Source organism: Halopiger goleimassiliensis (assembly GCF_000455345.1).
In the GTDB taxonomy this organism is placed as follows: domain Archaea; phylum Halobacteriota; class Halobacteria; order Halobacteriales; family Natrialbaceae; genus Halopiger_A; species Halopiger_A goleimassiliensis.
On sequence record NZ_HG315690.1, the window covers coordinates 992,120 to 1,005,655 of the forward strand.

At 66.3% G+C, this 13,536-nt stretch carries 15 protein-coding genes; 9 read left to right on the forward strand and 6 right to left on the reverse strand.

Features of this window, described 5'->3' with window-relative positions; all coding sequences use genetic code 11:
- Positions 1–110 precede the first annotated feature (110 nt).
- From TX79_RS04890 to TX79_RS04900, 4 genes are all read left to right on the forward strand, one after another.
- A complete protein-coding gene (locus TX79_RS04890) occupies positions 111–2,081 on the forward strand; it encodes a 3-hydroxyacyl-CoA dehydrogenase/enoyl-CoA hydratase family protein (RefSeq protein WP_049926058.1) in 1,971 nt (656 codons plus the stop codon).
- Between the two features lie 264 nt (positions 2,082–2,345).
- Positions 2,346–2,492, forward strand: coding sequence for a hypothetical protein (locus TX79_RS19195; protein ID WP_154660456.1), 147 nt, complete (start codon positions 2,346–2,348; stop codon positions 2,490–2,492).
- A gap of 3 nt (positions 2,493–2,495) precedes the next feature.
- A complete protein-coding gene (locus TX79_RS04895) occupies positions 2,496–3,422 on the forward strand; it encodes an FAD-dependent oxidoreductase (RefSeq protein WP_049926060.1) in 927 nt (308 codons plus the stop codon).
- Between the two features lie 207 nt (positions 3,423–3,629).
- Positions 3,630–4,202 (forward strand): HalX domain-containing protein, encoded by a 573-nt coding sequence (locus TX79_RS04900; RefSeq protein ID WP_049926062.1) that lies wholly within the window; start codon positions 3,630–3,632, stop codon positions 4,200–4,202.
- On the opposite strand, the gene TX79_RS04905 is transcribed toward TX79_RS04900, so the two are convergent.
- The 4 genes from TX79_RS04905 to TX79_RS04920 form a co-directional block, all read right to left on the reverse strand.
- Positions 4,199–6,145 (reverse strand): PAS domain S-box protein, encoded by a 1,947-nt coding sequence (locus tag TX79_RS04905; RefSeq protein ID WP_049926064.1) that lies wholly within the window; start codon positions 6,143–6,145, stop codon positions 4,199–4,201. The two genes, TX79_RS04900 and TX79_RS04905, sit on opposite strands and share 4 nt — an antisense overlap.
- Before the next feature lie 135 nt (positions 6,146–6,280).
- Positions 6,281–7,438 carry an acyl-CoA dehydrogenase family protein gene (locus tag TX79_RS04910; RefSeq protein ID WP_049926065.1) on the reverse strand — a complete coding sequence of 386 codons (1,158 nt, stop codon included), beginning with the start codon at positions 7,436–7,438 and terminating at the stop codon, positions 6,281–6,283.
- Between the two features lie 51 nt (positions 7,439–7,489).
- Complete coding sequence (locus TX79_RS04915; protein ID WP_049928281.1) at positions 7,490–7,924, reverse strand: hypothetical protein; 435 nt, start codon at positions 7,922–7,924, stop codon at positions 7,490–7,492.
- Positions 7,925–8,063: 139 nt separating this feature from the next.
- Positions 8,064–8,441, reverse strand: a complete 378-nt coding sequence (locus TX79_RS04920; RefSeq protein WP_049926067.1) for a cupin domain-containing protein — start codon at positions 8,439–8,441, stop codon at positions 8,064–8,066.
- Positions 8,442–8,529: 88 nt separating this feature from the next.
- Between TX79_RS04920 and TX79_RS04925 the strand changes: the two genes are divergently transcribed.
- A complete protein-coding gene (locus tag TX79_RS04925; protein ID WP_049926069.1) occupies positions 8,530–8,733 on the forward strand; it encodes a hypothetical protein in 204 nt (67 codons plus the stop codon).
- A gap of 25 nt (positions 8,734–8,758) precedes the next feature.
- Here the strand turns inward: TX79_RS04925 and nikR are convergent, their stop codons facing one another.
- Positions 8,759–9,187: a nickel-responsive transcriptional regulator NikR gene (nikR, locus tag TX79_RS04930; protein WP_049926070.1), complete on the reverse strand. Its 429-nt coding sequence runs from the start codon at positions 9,185–9,187 to the stop codon at positions 8,759–8,761.
- A gap of 98 nt (positions 9,188–9,285) precedes the next feature.
- Between nikR and TX79_RS04935 the strand changes: the two genes are divergently transcribed.
- Both TX79_RS04935 and TX79_RS04940 read left to right on the forward strand, forming a co-directional pair.
- Positions 9,286–10,098, forward strand: coding sequence for a creatininase family protein (locus TX79_RS04935; RefSeq protein ID WP_049926072.1), 813 nt, complete (start codon positions 9,286–9,288; stop codon positions 10,096–10,098).
- Between the two features lie 77 nt (positions 10,099–10,175).
- Positions 10,176–10,634 (forward strand): hypothetical protein, encoded by a 459-nt coding sequence (locus TX79_RS04940; protein ID WP_049926074.1) that lies wholly within the window; start codon positions 10,176–10,178, stop codon positions 10,632–10,634.
- 117 nt (positions 10,635–10,751) lie between these two features.
- On the opposite strand, the gene TX79_RS04945 is transcribed toward TX79_RS04940, so the two are convergent.
- Entirely contained in the window at positions 10,752–11,420 is a 669-nt protein-coding gene (locus TX79_RS04945) for an O-methyltransferase (RefSeq protein WP_049926075.1), read from the reverse strand.
- Positions 11,421–11,655: 235 nt separating this feature from the next.
- Here TX79_RS04945 and TX79_RS04950 point away from each other — a divergent pair, with 235 nt between their 5' ends.
- Positions 11,656–12,966, forward strand: a complete 1,311-nt coding sequence (locus TX79_RS04950) for a carboxylate--amine ligase (RefSeq protein ID WP_049926077.1) — start codon at positions 11,656–11,658, stop codon at positions 12,964–12,966.
- Between the two features lie 54 nt (positions 12,967–13,020).
- A complete protein-coding gene (locus TX79_RS04955; protein WP_154660457.1) occupies positions 13,021–13,476 on the forward strand; it encodes a dCTP deaminase in 456 nt (151 codons plus the stop codon).
- Positions 13,477–13,536 lie beyond the last annotated feature (60 nt).

A 13,536-nucleotide genomic window follows, 5' to 3' on the forward strand; every position in this document is an offset into this window, starting at 1 on the left:
GTCATTTCAACCCCAGCGATAAAGTCCTTTGTAACCCGATGTAAACTGAAACCGAGTTTCCTCCCGCAGGGAGGGAAACGTTCAAACCGGTTCCCGACGCATGTTCGTCCATGGGAGTCGACAATATCAACACCATCGCAGTTCTCGGTGCAGGGAATATGGGCCACGGCATCGCGGAGGTCGCCGCGATCGCCGGCTACGACGTGAACATGCGGGACATCAAAGAGGAGTTCGTCGAAAACGGGTACGAGCAGATCGAGTGGTCGCTCGACAAACTCGCCGAGAAGGATCGGCTGAGCGAGGAGGAAGCCGAGGCCGCCTTGGAGCGCGTCACGCCGCTGGTCGACATGGAGGAAGCCTGTGGCGACGCCGACGTCGTCATCGAGGCCGTCCCCGAGCAGATGGAGATCAAGAAGGATGTCTACGGGGAACTCGAGGACGTCGCCGCCGACGACGCCATCTTCGCGACCAACACCTCGAGCCTCTCGATCACCGAACTCGCCGACGTGACGGAGCGCCCCGAGCGGTTCTGCGGGATGCACTTTTTCAACCCGCCGGTCCGGATGGACCTCGTCGAAGTGATCTCCGGCGCTGAAAGCGACGAGGAGACCCTCGAGACGATCGAGGCCCTCGCCGAGGACTTCGGCAAGACGCCCGTCCGCGTCCACAAGGACTCGCCCGGCTTCATCGTCAACCGCATCCTCGTCCCGCTGATGAACGAGGCCTGCTGGCTCGTCAGCGAGGACGAGGCGACCATCGAGGAGGTCGACTCCACCACCAAGTACGGGATGGGCCTGCCGATGGGTTCGTTCGAACTCGCCGATCTGACCGGGATCGACGTCGGCTTCCACGTCCTCGAGTACATGAACGAGGTGCTGGGCGATGCCTACGAGCCGAGTCCGCTGTTCGAGTCGAAAGTCGAGAACGAGGAACTCGGCAAGAAGACCGGCAAGGGCTTCTACGACTACGAGGACGGCGAGGGCGTCGACATCCCGACCGACCAGCAGTCCGACCTCGTCGAGCGACGCCTGCTGGCGACGATGGCCAACGAGGCCGCGAAGCTGATCGGGAACGACGTCGCGCCGCCGGAGTCGATCGACGAGGCAACGCAGTTAGGCGCGGGCTTCCCCGAAGGCCCCGTCACGCTGGTCGACGACTACGGCCTCGAGACGCTGCTGGAGACGCTCGAGAAAGCCTACGAGGAGACCGGCCACGAGCGCTACGCTCCCGCCGACTACCTCGAGGAACGCGCCGCCGAAGGCGGCTTCTACGAACAGGAGACCGAAGAGGGCGTCTCCTTCGAGGTCATCCGCATCGAGTACCCCGAGGAGTACGTCGCCCACGTCGTCATCGACCGCCCGCACCGGATGAACACGATCAGCGACCAGGTGCTCGAGGAGCTCTCGGAGGTGATCGACCTGCTCGAGGAGGACGACGAGGTGCGCGCGATCCTCGTCACCGGCGAGGGCGACCGCGCGTTCTCCGCGGGTGCCGACGTCCAGAGCATGGCCGGCAGCGGTGCCGACCCCCTCGAGGGCCAGGAACTCTCGCGGCTCGGCCAGCAGACGTTCGGCAAACTCGAGGCCTGTGATATGCCCGTCGTGGCCGGCATCGACGGCTACTGTCTCGGCGGCGGGATGGAGCTGGCGACCTGTGCCGACCTCCGCGTCGCGACCGACCGCTCCGAGTTCGGCCAGCCCGAACTCGATCTGGGCCTCATTCCGGGCTGGGGCGGCACCCAGCGACTCAAACACGTCGTCGGCGAGGGCCGCGCGAAGGAGATCATCCTCACCGCCGAGCGCTTCGACGCCGAGACGATGGCCGACTACGGTTTCGTCAACGAGGTCGTCGACACGGACGAGTTCGAAGAACGTGCCCTCGAACTGACGGCCGACCTCGCCGGCGGCCCGCCGATCGCCCAGAAGTTCACCAAGCGCGCCTTCCTCGCCGGCCGCGACGACACGGAGTCCGGTCTCGAGTACGAGGCCTCCGCGTTCGGCCACCTGATGGCGACCGACGACCTCATGGAGGGTATCACGGCCTTCATGGGGGACGGTGAGCCGAACTTCGAAGGGAAGTGAGGCGAACGTCGAACGGCTCGCGATGCGAGCCGTTCGGAAGTGAGCCGGAGTTCGAAGGGAAGTAACGCTCGAGGGCGACCGTCGCCACGACGCAGCGATTTCAGTTCGGCGTCGGGGACGACACTGTGAGCGTTCACCCATGACGACCACGAACCGACGGCGACGACGTTCGTAACCTGTTATTTTTCGAAAGTCCCGATTTCGCGTTCGTATCGGACGACCAGAACCGAAGTCGTTATGGTCGTTTAGGCGAGCCTAAAATACATGGCAACGATTCAACCGAAACGGCGACGGCCGACGCGGCGAGCGTCCGCCTCGAGACGAGCGGCGACTGGCGGATCGCTCGCGTTCGGTACCGGCCTGACGGCAGAAGTGGCCGCGGAACCGGCCGACGGAACGGAGGCGAACTGAGCGATGTCGAGCGTCGATTCGGATGCGATCGATTACGACGTCGTCGTCGTCGGCGGCGGTCCAGCCGGCGCGGCGGCCGCGGTGTTCACGGCCCGGTACGGCCTCGAGACGGTCGTCTTCGACCGCGGCAACGCCGCCCTCGCACGTTGTGCGTTCCTCGAGAACTACCTGGGGTTCCCGGCCGGCATCGACATCGACACCTACTACGCGCTGGCCCACGCCCACGTCGAGGAAAACGGGGGCGAACTCGTTCCGGAGACGGTTACCACCGTCGACCGCCGCGACGCGGAGACGTTCGTCGTCGAAACCCAGGACGGCACCACCGTCACGACCGACTACGTGATCGCGGCCGCGTGGTACGACGGCGAGTTCCTGCGGCCGCTCGACGGCGACGCGATGTTCACCGAACACGAACACGGCGAGGACACCTACGAAGGGTTCGATCCGGAGTACGCCGACGAGACCGGTCGAACGCCGGTCGACGGCCTGTACGTCGCCTCGCCGGCCGGTCGCCGCAGCGCTCAGGCCATCGTCGCGGCCGGCCACGGTGCCCACGTCGCCAGAAGCCTCCTCGAGGACCATCGACTCGAGCGCGACTATCCCGAGGGTGTCGCTACCCGTTACGACTGGCTCCGACGGGACGCGGAGTTCGCGGGCGAGTGGGCCGACCGCGACCGCTGGCGCGAGTGGTTCGAGGAACAGGCTCCGTCCGACCACGACGTCCCGGAGGATCGGTTCCGCGACCGACAGGAACGGTACGTCGAGGACGTGTTCGACCGTCGGCTGACGGAGGACGAAGCCGAGACCCGCGCCCGAGAGGGGATCGGTCGGCTGGTCGACGTCATCGGTACCGATCGAGTCCTCGATGCGATCGACGACGAAACCCTCCAGGAGTACCTGCAGGCCAGTGCCTCGGACGACGGCCGGTAACGCAACGGTCTCACGGGCAGGTCGGCCACCGAACACGGCCGTCGGTCGCGTCGACCCCGCGACAGAGCGGCCGAACAGGGCAGTTATCGAACTAAAACCAATCGAACAGTGATAAGATACGATACATTTGGTCGCGAGCTTTAAGAGCCAGAGGGACGATGACTGACGCGTGGCTGAAATGACGGAGCGAACGGAGGGGGATCTTCGATGAGCGGTGAGTTGGAGGTGCTCGTCGTCGACGACGAGGCCCGTCTCGCCGACCTGTTCGCAGCCTGGCTCGAAACCGAGTGGGCCGTCGAGACGGCCTACGACGGCGAGGAAGCCCTCGAGAAGGCAACCGAGAGCGTCGACGTCGTGCTGCTGGACCGCCGGATGCCCGGTCTGTCGGGCGACGAGGTGCTCGAGGAACTCCGAGCGGAGGGCTACGACTGCCGGGTCGTCATGGTGACGGCAGTCGATCCGGACTTCGACATCATCGAGATGGGGTTCGACGACTACCTCGTCAAACCCGTCTCGAAGGACGAGTTGCTGGAGATGGTCGAGGAGGTCTCCGAGCGCTCGGCGTACGAATCCGAGATTCAGGAGTACTACGCGCTCGTCTCCAAGAAGGCCCTGCTCGAGTCCGAGAAGGCCGAACGCGAACTCGCGACCAACGAGGAGTATCAACAGTTGTGTGACCGGGTCGTCGACCTCGAAGAACGCGTCGACGACGCCGTCTCGGGTATGGAGTCACACGAGGACTTCGTCGGCGCGTTCCAGGACCTGCAGTCGGAGAACTAATCGTCGAAGGCGAACTCGAACCGGGCCCCTCCGTTCTCACTTTCGGTCGCGGTGATCGTCCATCCGTGTCCCGTAGCGACTTCGCTGACGATCCAGAGCCCGATGCCGAGGCCGTCCGAACCGGTCGAGACGGACGGATCGAACAGGTCGTCGCGAACGTCCGGCGGGAGGCCGTCGCCGTCGTCGGCGACGTAGAAGCCGCGTCGGCCGTCCTCGAACGGGCCGACACGGATGACGTCCGCGTCGCCGTGTTCCATCGCGTTCCTGAAGAGGTTCTCGAACAGCCGTAACAGACTCGAGCGGTCGCCCTCGAAGCCGACGGAGCCGTCGACCGAGAGCGACGCCTCCTCGGTCGCGACGTGGTCCCAGGCCTCGTCCGCGATCGACTCGAGGTCGAGGGGCTCCACGTCGGTGGTCCAGTCGCCGTCGCGGGCGATGGTGAGGACGTTGTCGACGATCGACTCCATCCGGTCGAGGCCGCCACGCACCTCCGGGACGTGTTCGATCGAGCCGGTCTGCTCGATCAAATCGAGATAGCCCTGGGCCACGCTAAGCGGGTTCCGGAGGTCGTGACTGACGATGCTGGCGAACGCGTCGAGTCGCTCGTTGCGCTCGCGCAGCTGGCGCTCGTTGCGCTTTCGCTCGGTGATGTCCCGGATGACGCCGACCGAGCCGTGGAAGAGCCCCCGGTGGACGAGGATGGCGATCTGGGCCTCGGTCGGCACCCGCTGGCCGGATTTGGTCTCGAGCGTCATCTCGACGGTGTCGGTCGCCGCGTCGCGATCGAGCAACGACCGGATCGTCGACCGGGCGGCGTCGATGTCGTCTTCGTCGAACAGGATGGAGGCGTGTTCGCCGAGCAGCGCCTCGCGCTCGTAGCCGGTCATCTCGACGAGGGCGTCGTTGACCGTCGTGAAGTGGCCCTGGTCGTCGAGGACGTACATGCCGTCGCCGGCCGTCTGCACGAGTCGTTCGTATCGCTGGCGTGCCCGCTCTTGCTGGTCGAGACGGCCGTGGACGGCGATCGTCTCGAGGACGGCCGAAACGGCGTCGGCGAGCGAGCGGATCGCCCGCTCGTCGGCGTCCGACAGCGCCTCGTCCGCGTAGATCATCAACACGCCGTAGACCCGCTCGGAGGACGCAAGCGGTACGACGGTCGTCGACGCGACGCCACGCTCCCGTGCCGTCGCACCGAGGGGCGCGTCTCCGAGCGCCTCGGTGGCCGTCCGGGGCTCGGTGGTCTCGATCGCCTCGTCCAACAGCGGATACGTCCCGTCGCCGACGGAGAAGGTGCGCCCGAGCGGCCACGACGTCGCGTCGGGGTCCGTGAGCCACGGAACGATCTCGCGCTCGCCGCGGTCGTACTCGCCGATCCAGGCGAAGGCGATCCCCTCGAGTGCGGTCCACTCCTCGCGAACGATCCGTTCGACGATCCCCGGCGAGCGAACGTCCAGCAGCCGGCATCTGACCGCACCCAGTGCCGCCGCCAGTTCCTCGGGGAGATCGGGGTCCTGGACCGTGGGGCCGTCCCGGGACGAAGGCGACGCGTCGTCCGAAGCCGTCGACGAGGCCTCGAGCGGGGGATCAGCGTCCGCCTCGAGACGCGTCCGAAGCAGCGTCGCCAGCCGATCGGTCGCGTCGTCGCGGCCCGTATCCGACCCGGTCACGACCTCGCTGACGACGGCGTCGTCGCCGCTGCCCCAGTGAACGAACGTCGGACTCCCGGGGGCGTGCGTTTCCACTGCCCCGACGACGGACGGGACGTCCGAGACGGTCGCTGCGTCGACGACGACCGCGTCGATCGACTCCTCCTGCAGACGGGACACGGCGTGAGGTGCTCGTTGAGCGATGACGACGTTGACCGGGGCACCCGTCAACGAGAGCGTGACGGCGGCCCGCGTCGTCCGATCACCACTCACACAGAGCACGCGTGAACGAGTCATCTGAGATAGCTGGTTGCTACGGTGGGCGGTAACGCCTCTTCTGTTTGGCAGGGGGAACAATCGTTCTTTCGGCAGGAAACCGGGAAAACGGAATTTGCGTTCACTTCCGTGGTTTCGCGTCAGTCGGCGCGAACCTTAGCTCGAGGGAGCCTGCCCGTAGATCAGGTTTCGCTGGATCTCGTTGGCACCCTCGTAGATGACCGGAATCCGTGCGTCCCGGTAGAGGCGGGCGATCCGGCGTTCGTCCAGGATCGAGCGGCCGCCGTGAAACTGCATTCCCTGTTCGGTGACGTCGACGGCCGTCTCCGTCGCGCTCGTCTTCGCCAGCGCGGCCCAGTAGCCGGGGTTCTCCCCGTTCTGTACCTTCTCGCAGGCGCGCCAGGAGAGGGCACGCGCGCGTTCGAAGTCGATGAGCGCGTCCGCGAGTCCGTGCTGGACCGCCTGGAACTCGTTGATCGTCCGACCGAACTCCTCACGGTCGTGAACGAACTCCCAGGTCTCCTCGATGGCCGCCGCGGCGATGCCGAGGCCGTGGCCCGAGACGACGATCCTCCCCTGGTTGAAAAACTCCGCGAGCATCCAGAAGCCCGCGCCCTCGGTGCCGATCAGGTTCGCCTCGGGGATCCGGCAGTCCTCGAGTTCGACGTGAGCCTGCTTCGAGGCGCGCATCGCCATCTTCTCGGGGATGTGTTCGGCCTCGTAGCCGTCGGCGTCGGTTGGGACGATGAACATCGAGTGGTTGCCGTAGCGGTTGGTCTCGTCGTCGCCCGTCCGCGCGTAGAGGGTCACCCAGTCGGCCTCGACGCCGTTGCCGATCCAGTACTTCTCGCCGTTTAACACGTACTCGTCGCCGTCCTTCTCGGCGCGAGTCTGCATCCCCGCGAGGTCGCTGCCGGTCTCCGGTTCGGAGACGGCGAGTCCGGAAATCTGGTCGCCCTCCGCGACCGGGCGGATGTACTCCTCGCACTGCTCGTCGGAGCCGTACTCGTAGGTGATCTCGCAGCCGAAACTCGCCAGCTGGAGCGTGAGCGCGATGCCGGCGTCGGCCCGGTAGAATTCCTCGGTGAGCGCCAGCAGTTGCGGGAGGTCGAGACCCCGACCCCCCCACTCCTCGGGGATGTCCTGGCCGACCAAATTCGCCTCCTGGCCGGCCGCCAGTACGTCGTGGGGGTACTCGCCGGACTGGAACCGTTCCTGCGCGTTGGGTTCGATGTGTTCGCGGGCGAACGCCCGGGCCTCTGCCTTGACGTCGCGAGCGTGATCGGGGACGATGTCGTCCTCGAGCAGATCCATGCACCGGGCCACGGGGGCGAGGCCCAATTAGCCGGTGCCTGCGCTTTGCAGTTAGCGAAGCGCCCGCAGGAGTTCCGCTTCGTTCGCCGCGGTCTCGGCCTGGTGGTCGAGTCGGTGAATGTCCCAGACGACGTCCGTTACGACGTGGACGTAGAGGACGATTCCCGTCAGGATCGACAGCGGGACGCTGACGGCGGCGAGCAGGGGAACCACGAGGCCCGCGAGCAGGAGGTGGCTCAACAGCCGCGAGAGGACGCCGACGTCACCGGGCCGGAAGATGCGATCCTGTGCCGCGACGGCGGCGGTCGGGTTCCGGAGGCAGAAGCGGACGGCGTCCCAGGTGCCCGTCTTGAGTCGGGCGATGAGGAAGTGATCGAAATCGATCGCGACGCCGAGGACGGTCCCGTAGCCGACGAGGACGGCGACCGGGATCGAATACCCCGCGATCGACACCGGCGGCAACGCGAGCACCAACGGGACGGTTATCACCAACGAGACGAGCGCGTGATGTGTCGAGTAGATCGCGACTCACCCGCTCTCGAGCACCACATCGATCACCAAAACCCTCACGGCGTCGCTTCGTCGCACCGACGGCAGAGTTCGTCCGATCGAGGGGCGTGGGTCGTCACCCCGCGAACCCCGACAACAACCACTCGCCGTCGTCGCCGTCCTCGTCCTGAATGCTCGGCGCGCTGACGAGGACGAACGCGCTCTCGGCGTCGCCGTTTTTGATCTGGCGCGTCGATTCGGGCGGGATCCACAGCGCGTCGCCGGCCTCCATCGTCACCGGTTCGTCGTCGACGACGACCGTCGCTTCCCCCTCGATCAGCACGTAGACCTCCTCGTGGTCGTTCTCCGTGTGATCGTGCGGTTTGCTGTTCCAGCCGGGATCACAGCGAGCGACGGTCACCCCCACCTGCTCGGTCTCGAGCGGGTCCGAGAGGAAGTGCATCGCGCTCGAGACCTGCTCGACGTCCTCGTAGTTGACCTTCCGGTAGGACATGGTGGCTCGTAGGGCGGAGACCGGTAAAACGATACTGATCGGTCAACACCGCGTGTCCGTTCACAATAACAGAGCGGAAAGAAACGGAATGTCAGCCGAACGGGAGTCAGACCCGAAGACCGTCGTCACCGTCGTTCTCGTCGCCTTCACAGCGGTCGGAATCGTCGGTGCCGGTCAGACGGCGGACGCGGGAACCGCCGTCACGTGGCTCTGGATGGGGATCGGCCTGTCCGTGACGTACCTACTGTACGAGATCCGCCTCGCGCTGGAACGGATCGCCGCGGGTCACTGAGAAACGACGATCGCGTCAGATTCCCTCATCGGCCCTGCGAGATCGGATCGAAGTCGTCGACCGGAATCACCGAGTAGTCGACCGTCAGCGCGTCCTGAGTCGCGCGGATCTTGCCGACGAACGTCGAGATGTCCTCGAGTTCGCCCTCGAGCACGAACAGTTCCATGCAGTAGTGGTCGCCGACGTGGCTGTGGAAGTTCGAGGCGACGAGGTCCTCGTGCTCGTGGCGCAGGTGCATCATCCGTTCCTCGACGCTGGTCGTCTCGTAGTCGAAGAGGACGGTGACGATCCCCATCAGTTCGCGGTCCTCGAGGCGGGTGTCCTCGAACTCGCCGAGCAGGTTCCGGGACGCCTCGCGGACGACCTCGCTGCGCCCGGTGTAGCCGTGTTCCTCCGCGAACTGGTCGAGTCGCTCGAGTAACTCGTCCGGCATCGAGACGCTGACGACTGCCATATAATAACTCGACGCGACTCAACTATTAAGGCTTATCATCACATCCCAGTCCGGCTGAGCCACACGAGGTTTGGGGCTGGGGAACGGATGAGGAGGGTATGTACCTGCCACACCGGACCTGGGAGGAGGTCGCCGACTACGTCGAGGACGAGTCGCTGGCGGTCGTTCCCGTCGGCTCGACGGAACAACACGGCCCGCACCTGCCGGAAGGGACCGATCACCTGATCGCCGAGGCGCTGGCCCGCGAGGCCGCCGACCGGAGCGGCTACCTCTGTACGCCGCCCATCCGGATCGGCGTCAGTTCCCACCACCGTCAGTTCCACGGGACGACGTGGGTCGACGCCCCGGTGTTCCGGGACTACGTCGAGAGCTTCTCGCGGAACCTCACCTCCCACGGTATCGACCGCATCGTCTACGTCAACGCCCACGGCGGCAACGTCGCCCACCTCCGGGAGGTCGGACGACGCCTCCACGAGGACGGCACCGCCTACGCCATCGAGTGGATGTGGGACGAATCGATCCCGGAGGTGATCGACGAGGTGTTCGAGACGCCCGGTCCCCACGGCGGCCCGAAGGAGACCGCGATGATCATGCACATCGCGAACGAGCTCGTTCGCGAGGACCGCCTCGAGGACGCCCGCGACGGCGGCGCGGTCTTCGACTACGACGCCGAGCGCGTCAACGGCGCGACGACGTTCTACGATTGCATCGAGAACAGCCCCAACGGCGTCTTCGGCGACCAGACCGAGGCGACCCCCGAGATCGGCGAGCGCCTCTTCGAGGCCGCGACCGACCAGTTGGTCGCGTTACTCGAGTGGCTCGACGACCGCTCCCGGGCGGAACTGCTGCCGGAGCCACACCTCGAGCCACGGTCCGAGAACAGTCCGGAAAAGGGCGACGAGCGACGGTAGCCTCGTCTCGAGACGCCGGCGAGACCGGGCCGACCCAACAGCTATATAATCGACCGGCTATACGTGCCGGCAAGGCGGTGCACGACGTGATTCCGACACCACTCCGTTCGGATCGATACCTGCTCGCCGTATCGTTCGCCTGTTTTGCGGTCGCAGGCCTGACGAACGCGACCGTCGATGCGCTGGCGCCGACGCTCGGAGCGACCGCGCTGGCGGTGGCCGGCGTCTACTTCGTCGCCACGTACGCGCGCCGGGTCTCCCGACGGACGCTCGTGTCGCTGTCGCTGGCGCTGTGGATCGGCTTCCTGGCCGTCGCCGGCCTGCACGCGGTCGGCCTCGAGACCGTCGCCGGAGCGGTCCCGGGACACGCCGAGACGCTGGTCCACTCGCTGACCGCAGTCACCTGGGGAACGCTGCTGATCGCGGCCTCCACGACGGTGTTCCTTGGCTTTCGCGAGTACGGGTCGACGGTCGGTGCCGACGCGCCGGAAGAACAGGTGCTCGAGGGCGAGTCCTCGGAGTATTCGACCCGGTAGTCGGATCACTTTCAGACAGTCGTCCGTTCTCCCACGACCCAACCAATCGATCCCTGTGGAGTCACGACGCCGATCACCCGGGCGGTTTCGACTCCATACCGCGGACGAAGTGCGTCCTTACGCGATCCGGTAGCTGACGGCGATTCCCTCACCCAGCGGGAGGACGACCGTCTCGAAGGCCGGATCCTCGCCCACTCGGTCGAGGTAGTCGGCGATCCCCCGCGTGTGTTCGTTGGGGTCGTCGGGCGTCGCTCCCTCGGCCCACGCGAGGAGTTTCTCGAACTCGATGGGACCCGCGGTGATCGCGTTGTCGGCCACGACGACGCCCCCGACGGGAACCTCGTCGCGGACGGACTCGAAGGCCTCGACGTACCGGTGTTTCTGGTGGTCGATCAGGACCACGTCGAACGGCCCGTCGTAGTCGTCGATCGTCTCGAGGGCGTCGCCGAGTTCGTACCGGGCGCGGTCGTCGTAGCCGCCTCGAGCCATGTAGTCGCGGGCCTGCTCGAGTTCGTCTTCGTCGACCTCCGTGAGAACGATTTCGCCGTCCTCGGGGAGCGCTTCGGCGAACCAGTAGGCGGAGTAGCCGAAGCCGGAACCGAACTCGAAGATCCGTTCGGCGTCGGCGAGGCGGGCGACCAGCCGAAGCGTCGCGCCGACCTCGGGACCGACGTGGGGGAACCCCTCGCGTTCGGCGTAGGCGTCCATCTCGGCCAGTACGTCGTCGGGGTCGGGACCGGCCGCCCGGACGAACCGTTCGATCTCGTCCGACAGAACGTCGACCATACCCGATCGGTCACCCGGCAGCCACAAATACCGCTCGCTCGTCACGGGCGGTCCGAGAATCGACGCAGATTCCCCGCCCCCATTAGGCCGGCTTTGACCGCCGATTCACGGCGGAGAGCGCCGAGAGAACGTGGACGGCGTCCATCGTCCTGACGGCGATATGGTCCCGTTACGGCCGACGGACGGCCCCTGCAGGCGTCTATAACTAAGCCGCGGTCATTTTTACGTACTACGCATGGACCGGCCTGGCCAGGGGCCCGACGGAACCGTCGTCGTCCCGGCGATCGACGCCGCCAGCAGCGTCGCCTGTATGCGATCGCTGGGCCGTCGGGGCATCGACACCATCGGGATCTCCGAGCAACGGCGCGCACCGGGGTTCAGTTCCAGATACGTGGGTGAAACGATCAGAGTCGCCGACCCGAGCGCGGATCTCTCGGCCTACGAGGACGCGATCCTCGAACTCGCGCACCGCAGTGACGTCCGGACCGTCATCCCGGTCCGGGAAGCCGACGTCTACGTGCTCGCCAGGAACTACGACCGCCTGGACGACCTCGTCGCAACGGCGTGGCCGACGCTCGAGCGACTCCGACGTGTGCAGGACCGTTCTCGACTGTTCGACGCCGCACGATCGGCGGACGTAGCGACCCCGGAGACGAAACCGCTCGACGCCTGGACCGAGTGGGACGACGACGTCATCGTCAAACCCCGCTACACCGTCCACGCACCCGAGTACAGTACCGACTTCGACGAGCGACGCGTGAACGAGCGGTCGACCCGGTACGTCCCGGCCGATGCGACGCCCGACCAGGCCGCGATCGTCGAGGAGATGGGCCACGTGCCACTGGTCCAGGAGTACGTCCCGACGACCGACGAGTACGCCTTCTTCGCGCTGTACGATCGCGGCGAACCGGTCGCGACCTTCCAGCACCGACAGGAACGGGCCTGGAAGTACGCCGGCGGCCCCAGCGCCTACCGCGAGTCGATCGACGTCCCGGAACTCGACGCGGCCGGGCGACGGCTCCTCGGGGAACTCGACTGGCACGGGCTCGCGATGGTGGAGTTCCTGCGTCACCCCGAGACCGGGGAGTTCCTCCTGATGGAAGTCAACCCACGGTTCTGGACGTCCCTTCCGTTCACCGTCCAGGCCGGCGTCGACTTCCCGTATCTCTACTGGCGTCAGTCGACGGACCGGCCGATCACGACCGAACCGAGCTACGAGGTCGGCATCGGCGGCCACCTCCTGCGCGGCGAACTGCTCTACCTCCACAGCATCCTCTCCGAGGAGTATCCGGTCGTCGAACGCCCGTCGTTTTCGAGGGCCGTCCGCAACGTGCTGACGTCGCTGGCCCGGGAGCCGCGGTTCGACTACGCCGACCTCGACGATCCGCTCCCGTTCCTCCGGGACAGCCACAACACCGTCCGTCAGTTGTTCGGCGAACGCGACCCCTCTCGAGACGAGAAGCGGCGTCAGGAAAGCGATCCACCGGCGACCCTTGCGCTTCGGTCGATCGGCGAGACCATTCGAGGGACGATCGACCGCTTCTAACGCCACGACGAGAGGGGACGTTTTTTGACCGTCGGAACCGTCAGTACGACCGATATGTCCGGCGAACACGCGCTCGCCGACGCGGTCGACAACCTCGTCTACGAACCCGTACAGGTCCACGACCACGGGATCGATCTGACGGTCAGTGCGATCTACGAGGTCGCCTCGCCCGGCCGACTCGACTTCGGCGGCGACGAACTCGAGGACGCCGACCTCGACCCCGTCCCGACGGAGTTGCGGAATCCGGACGACGAGTACGGCTGGTGGAACCTCGAGGGCGGCCAGTACGTCCTCCAGCACAACGAGTTCCTCACCGACCTCGAGGAGCCGGTCTCCCTGCAGCCCCGGAACGAACTCCTGGCCAGGGGTGGTTCCCATCCCTCGATGCTGGTCGCCTCCCACCTGCCGTTGATCCCGCTGTCCGTCGCCGAGGGTGGGCTGCGGATCAAAGAGAACGCCCGCGTCTCGACGCTGGTGCCGACGACCCCCTCGCGAGAGCGACTCGAGTGACGACTCGGCATCCGATTCGGTCCGTTCGGAGAGCGCAGTGCGAGTAGCAGGCCGGCGAGA

What these genes read in the sequence shown, in the direction of transcription:
- TX79_RS04890 (WP_049926058.1), top strand. Translation starts at nt 111, where the DNA reads ATGGGAGTCGACAATATCAACACCATCGCAGTTCTCGGTGCAGGGAAT.
- TX79_RS19195 (WP_154660456.1), top strand. Translation starts at nt 2,346, where the DNA reads ATGGCAACGATTCAACCGAAACGGCGACGGCCGACGCGGCGAGCGTCC.
- TX79_RS04895 (WP_049926060.1), top strand. Translation starts at nt 2,496, where the DNA reads ATGTCGAGCGTCGATTCGGATGCGATCGATTACGACGTCGTCGTCGTC.
- TX79_RS04900 (WP_049926062.1), top strand. Translation starts at nt 3,630, where the DNA reads ATGAGCGGTGAGTTGGAGGTGCTCGTCGTCGACGACGAGGCCCGTCTC.
- TX79_RS04905 (WP_049926064.1), bottom strand. Translation starts at nt 6,145, where the DNA reads ATGACTCGTTCACGCGTGCTCTGTGTGAGTGGTGATCGGACGACGCGG.
- TX79_RS04910 (WP_049926065.1), bottom strand. Translation starts at nt 7,438, where the DNA reads ATGGATCTGCTCGAGGACGACATCGTCCCCGATCACGCTCGCGACGTC.
- TX79_RS04920 (WP_049926067.1), bottom strand. Translation starts at nt 8,441, where the DNA reads ATGTCCTACCGGAAGGTCAACTACGAGGACGTCGAGCAGGTCTCGAGC.
- TX79_RS04925 (WP_049926069.1), top strand. Translation starts at nt 8,530, where the DNA reads ATGTCAGCCGAACGGGAGTCAGACCCGAAGACCGTCGTCACCGTCGTT.
- nikR (WP_049926070.1), bottom strand. Translation starts at nt 9,187, where the DNA reads ATGGCAGTCGTCAGCGTCTCGATGCCGGACGAGTTACTCGAGCGACTC.
- TX79_RS04935 (WP_049926072.1), top strand. Translation starts at nt 9,286, where the DNA reads ATGTACCTGCCACACCGGACCTGGGAGGAGGTCGCCGACTACGTCGAG.
- TX79_RS04945 (WP_049926075.1), bottom strand. Translation starts at nt 11,420, where the DNA reads ATGGTCGACGTTCTGTCGGACGAGATCGAACGGTTCGTCCGGGCGGCC.
- TX79_RS04950 (WP_049926077.1), top strand. Translation starts at nt 11,656, where the DNA reads ATGGACCGGCCTGGCCAGGGGCCCGACGGAACCGTCGTCGTCCCGGCG.
- TX79_RS04955 (WP_154660457.1), top strand. Translation starts at nt 13,021, where the DNA reads ATGTCCGGCGAACACGCGCTCGCCGACGCGGTCGACAACCTCGTCTAC.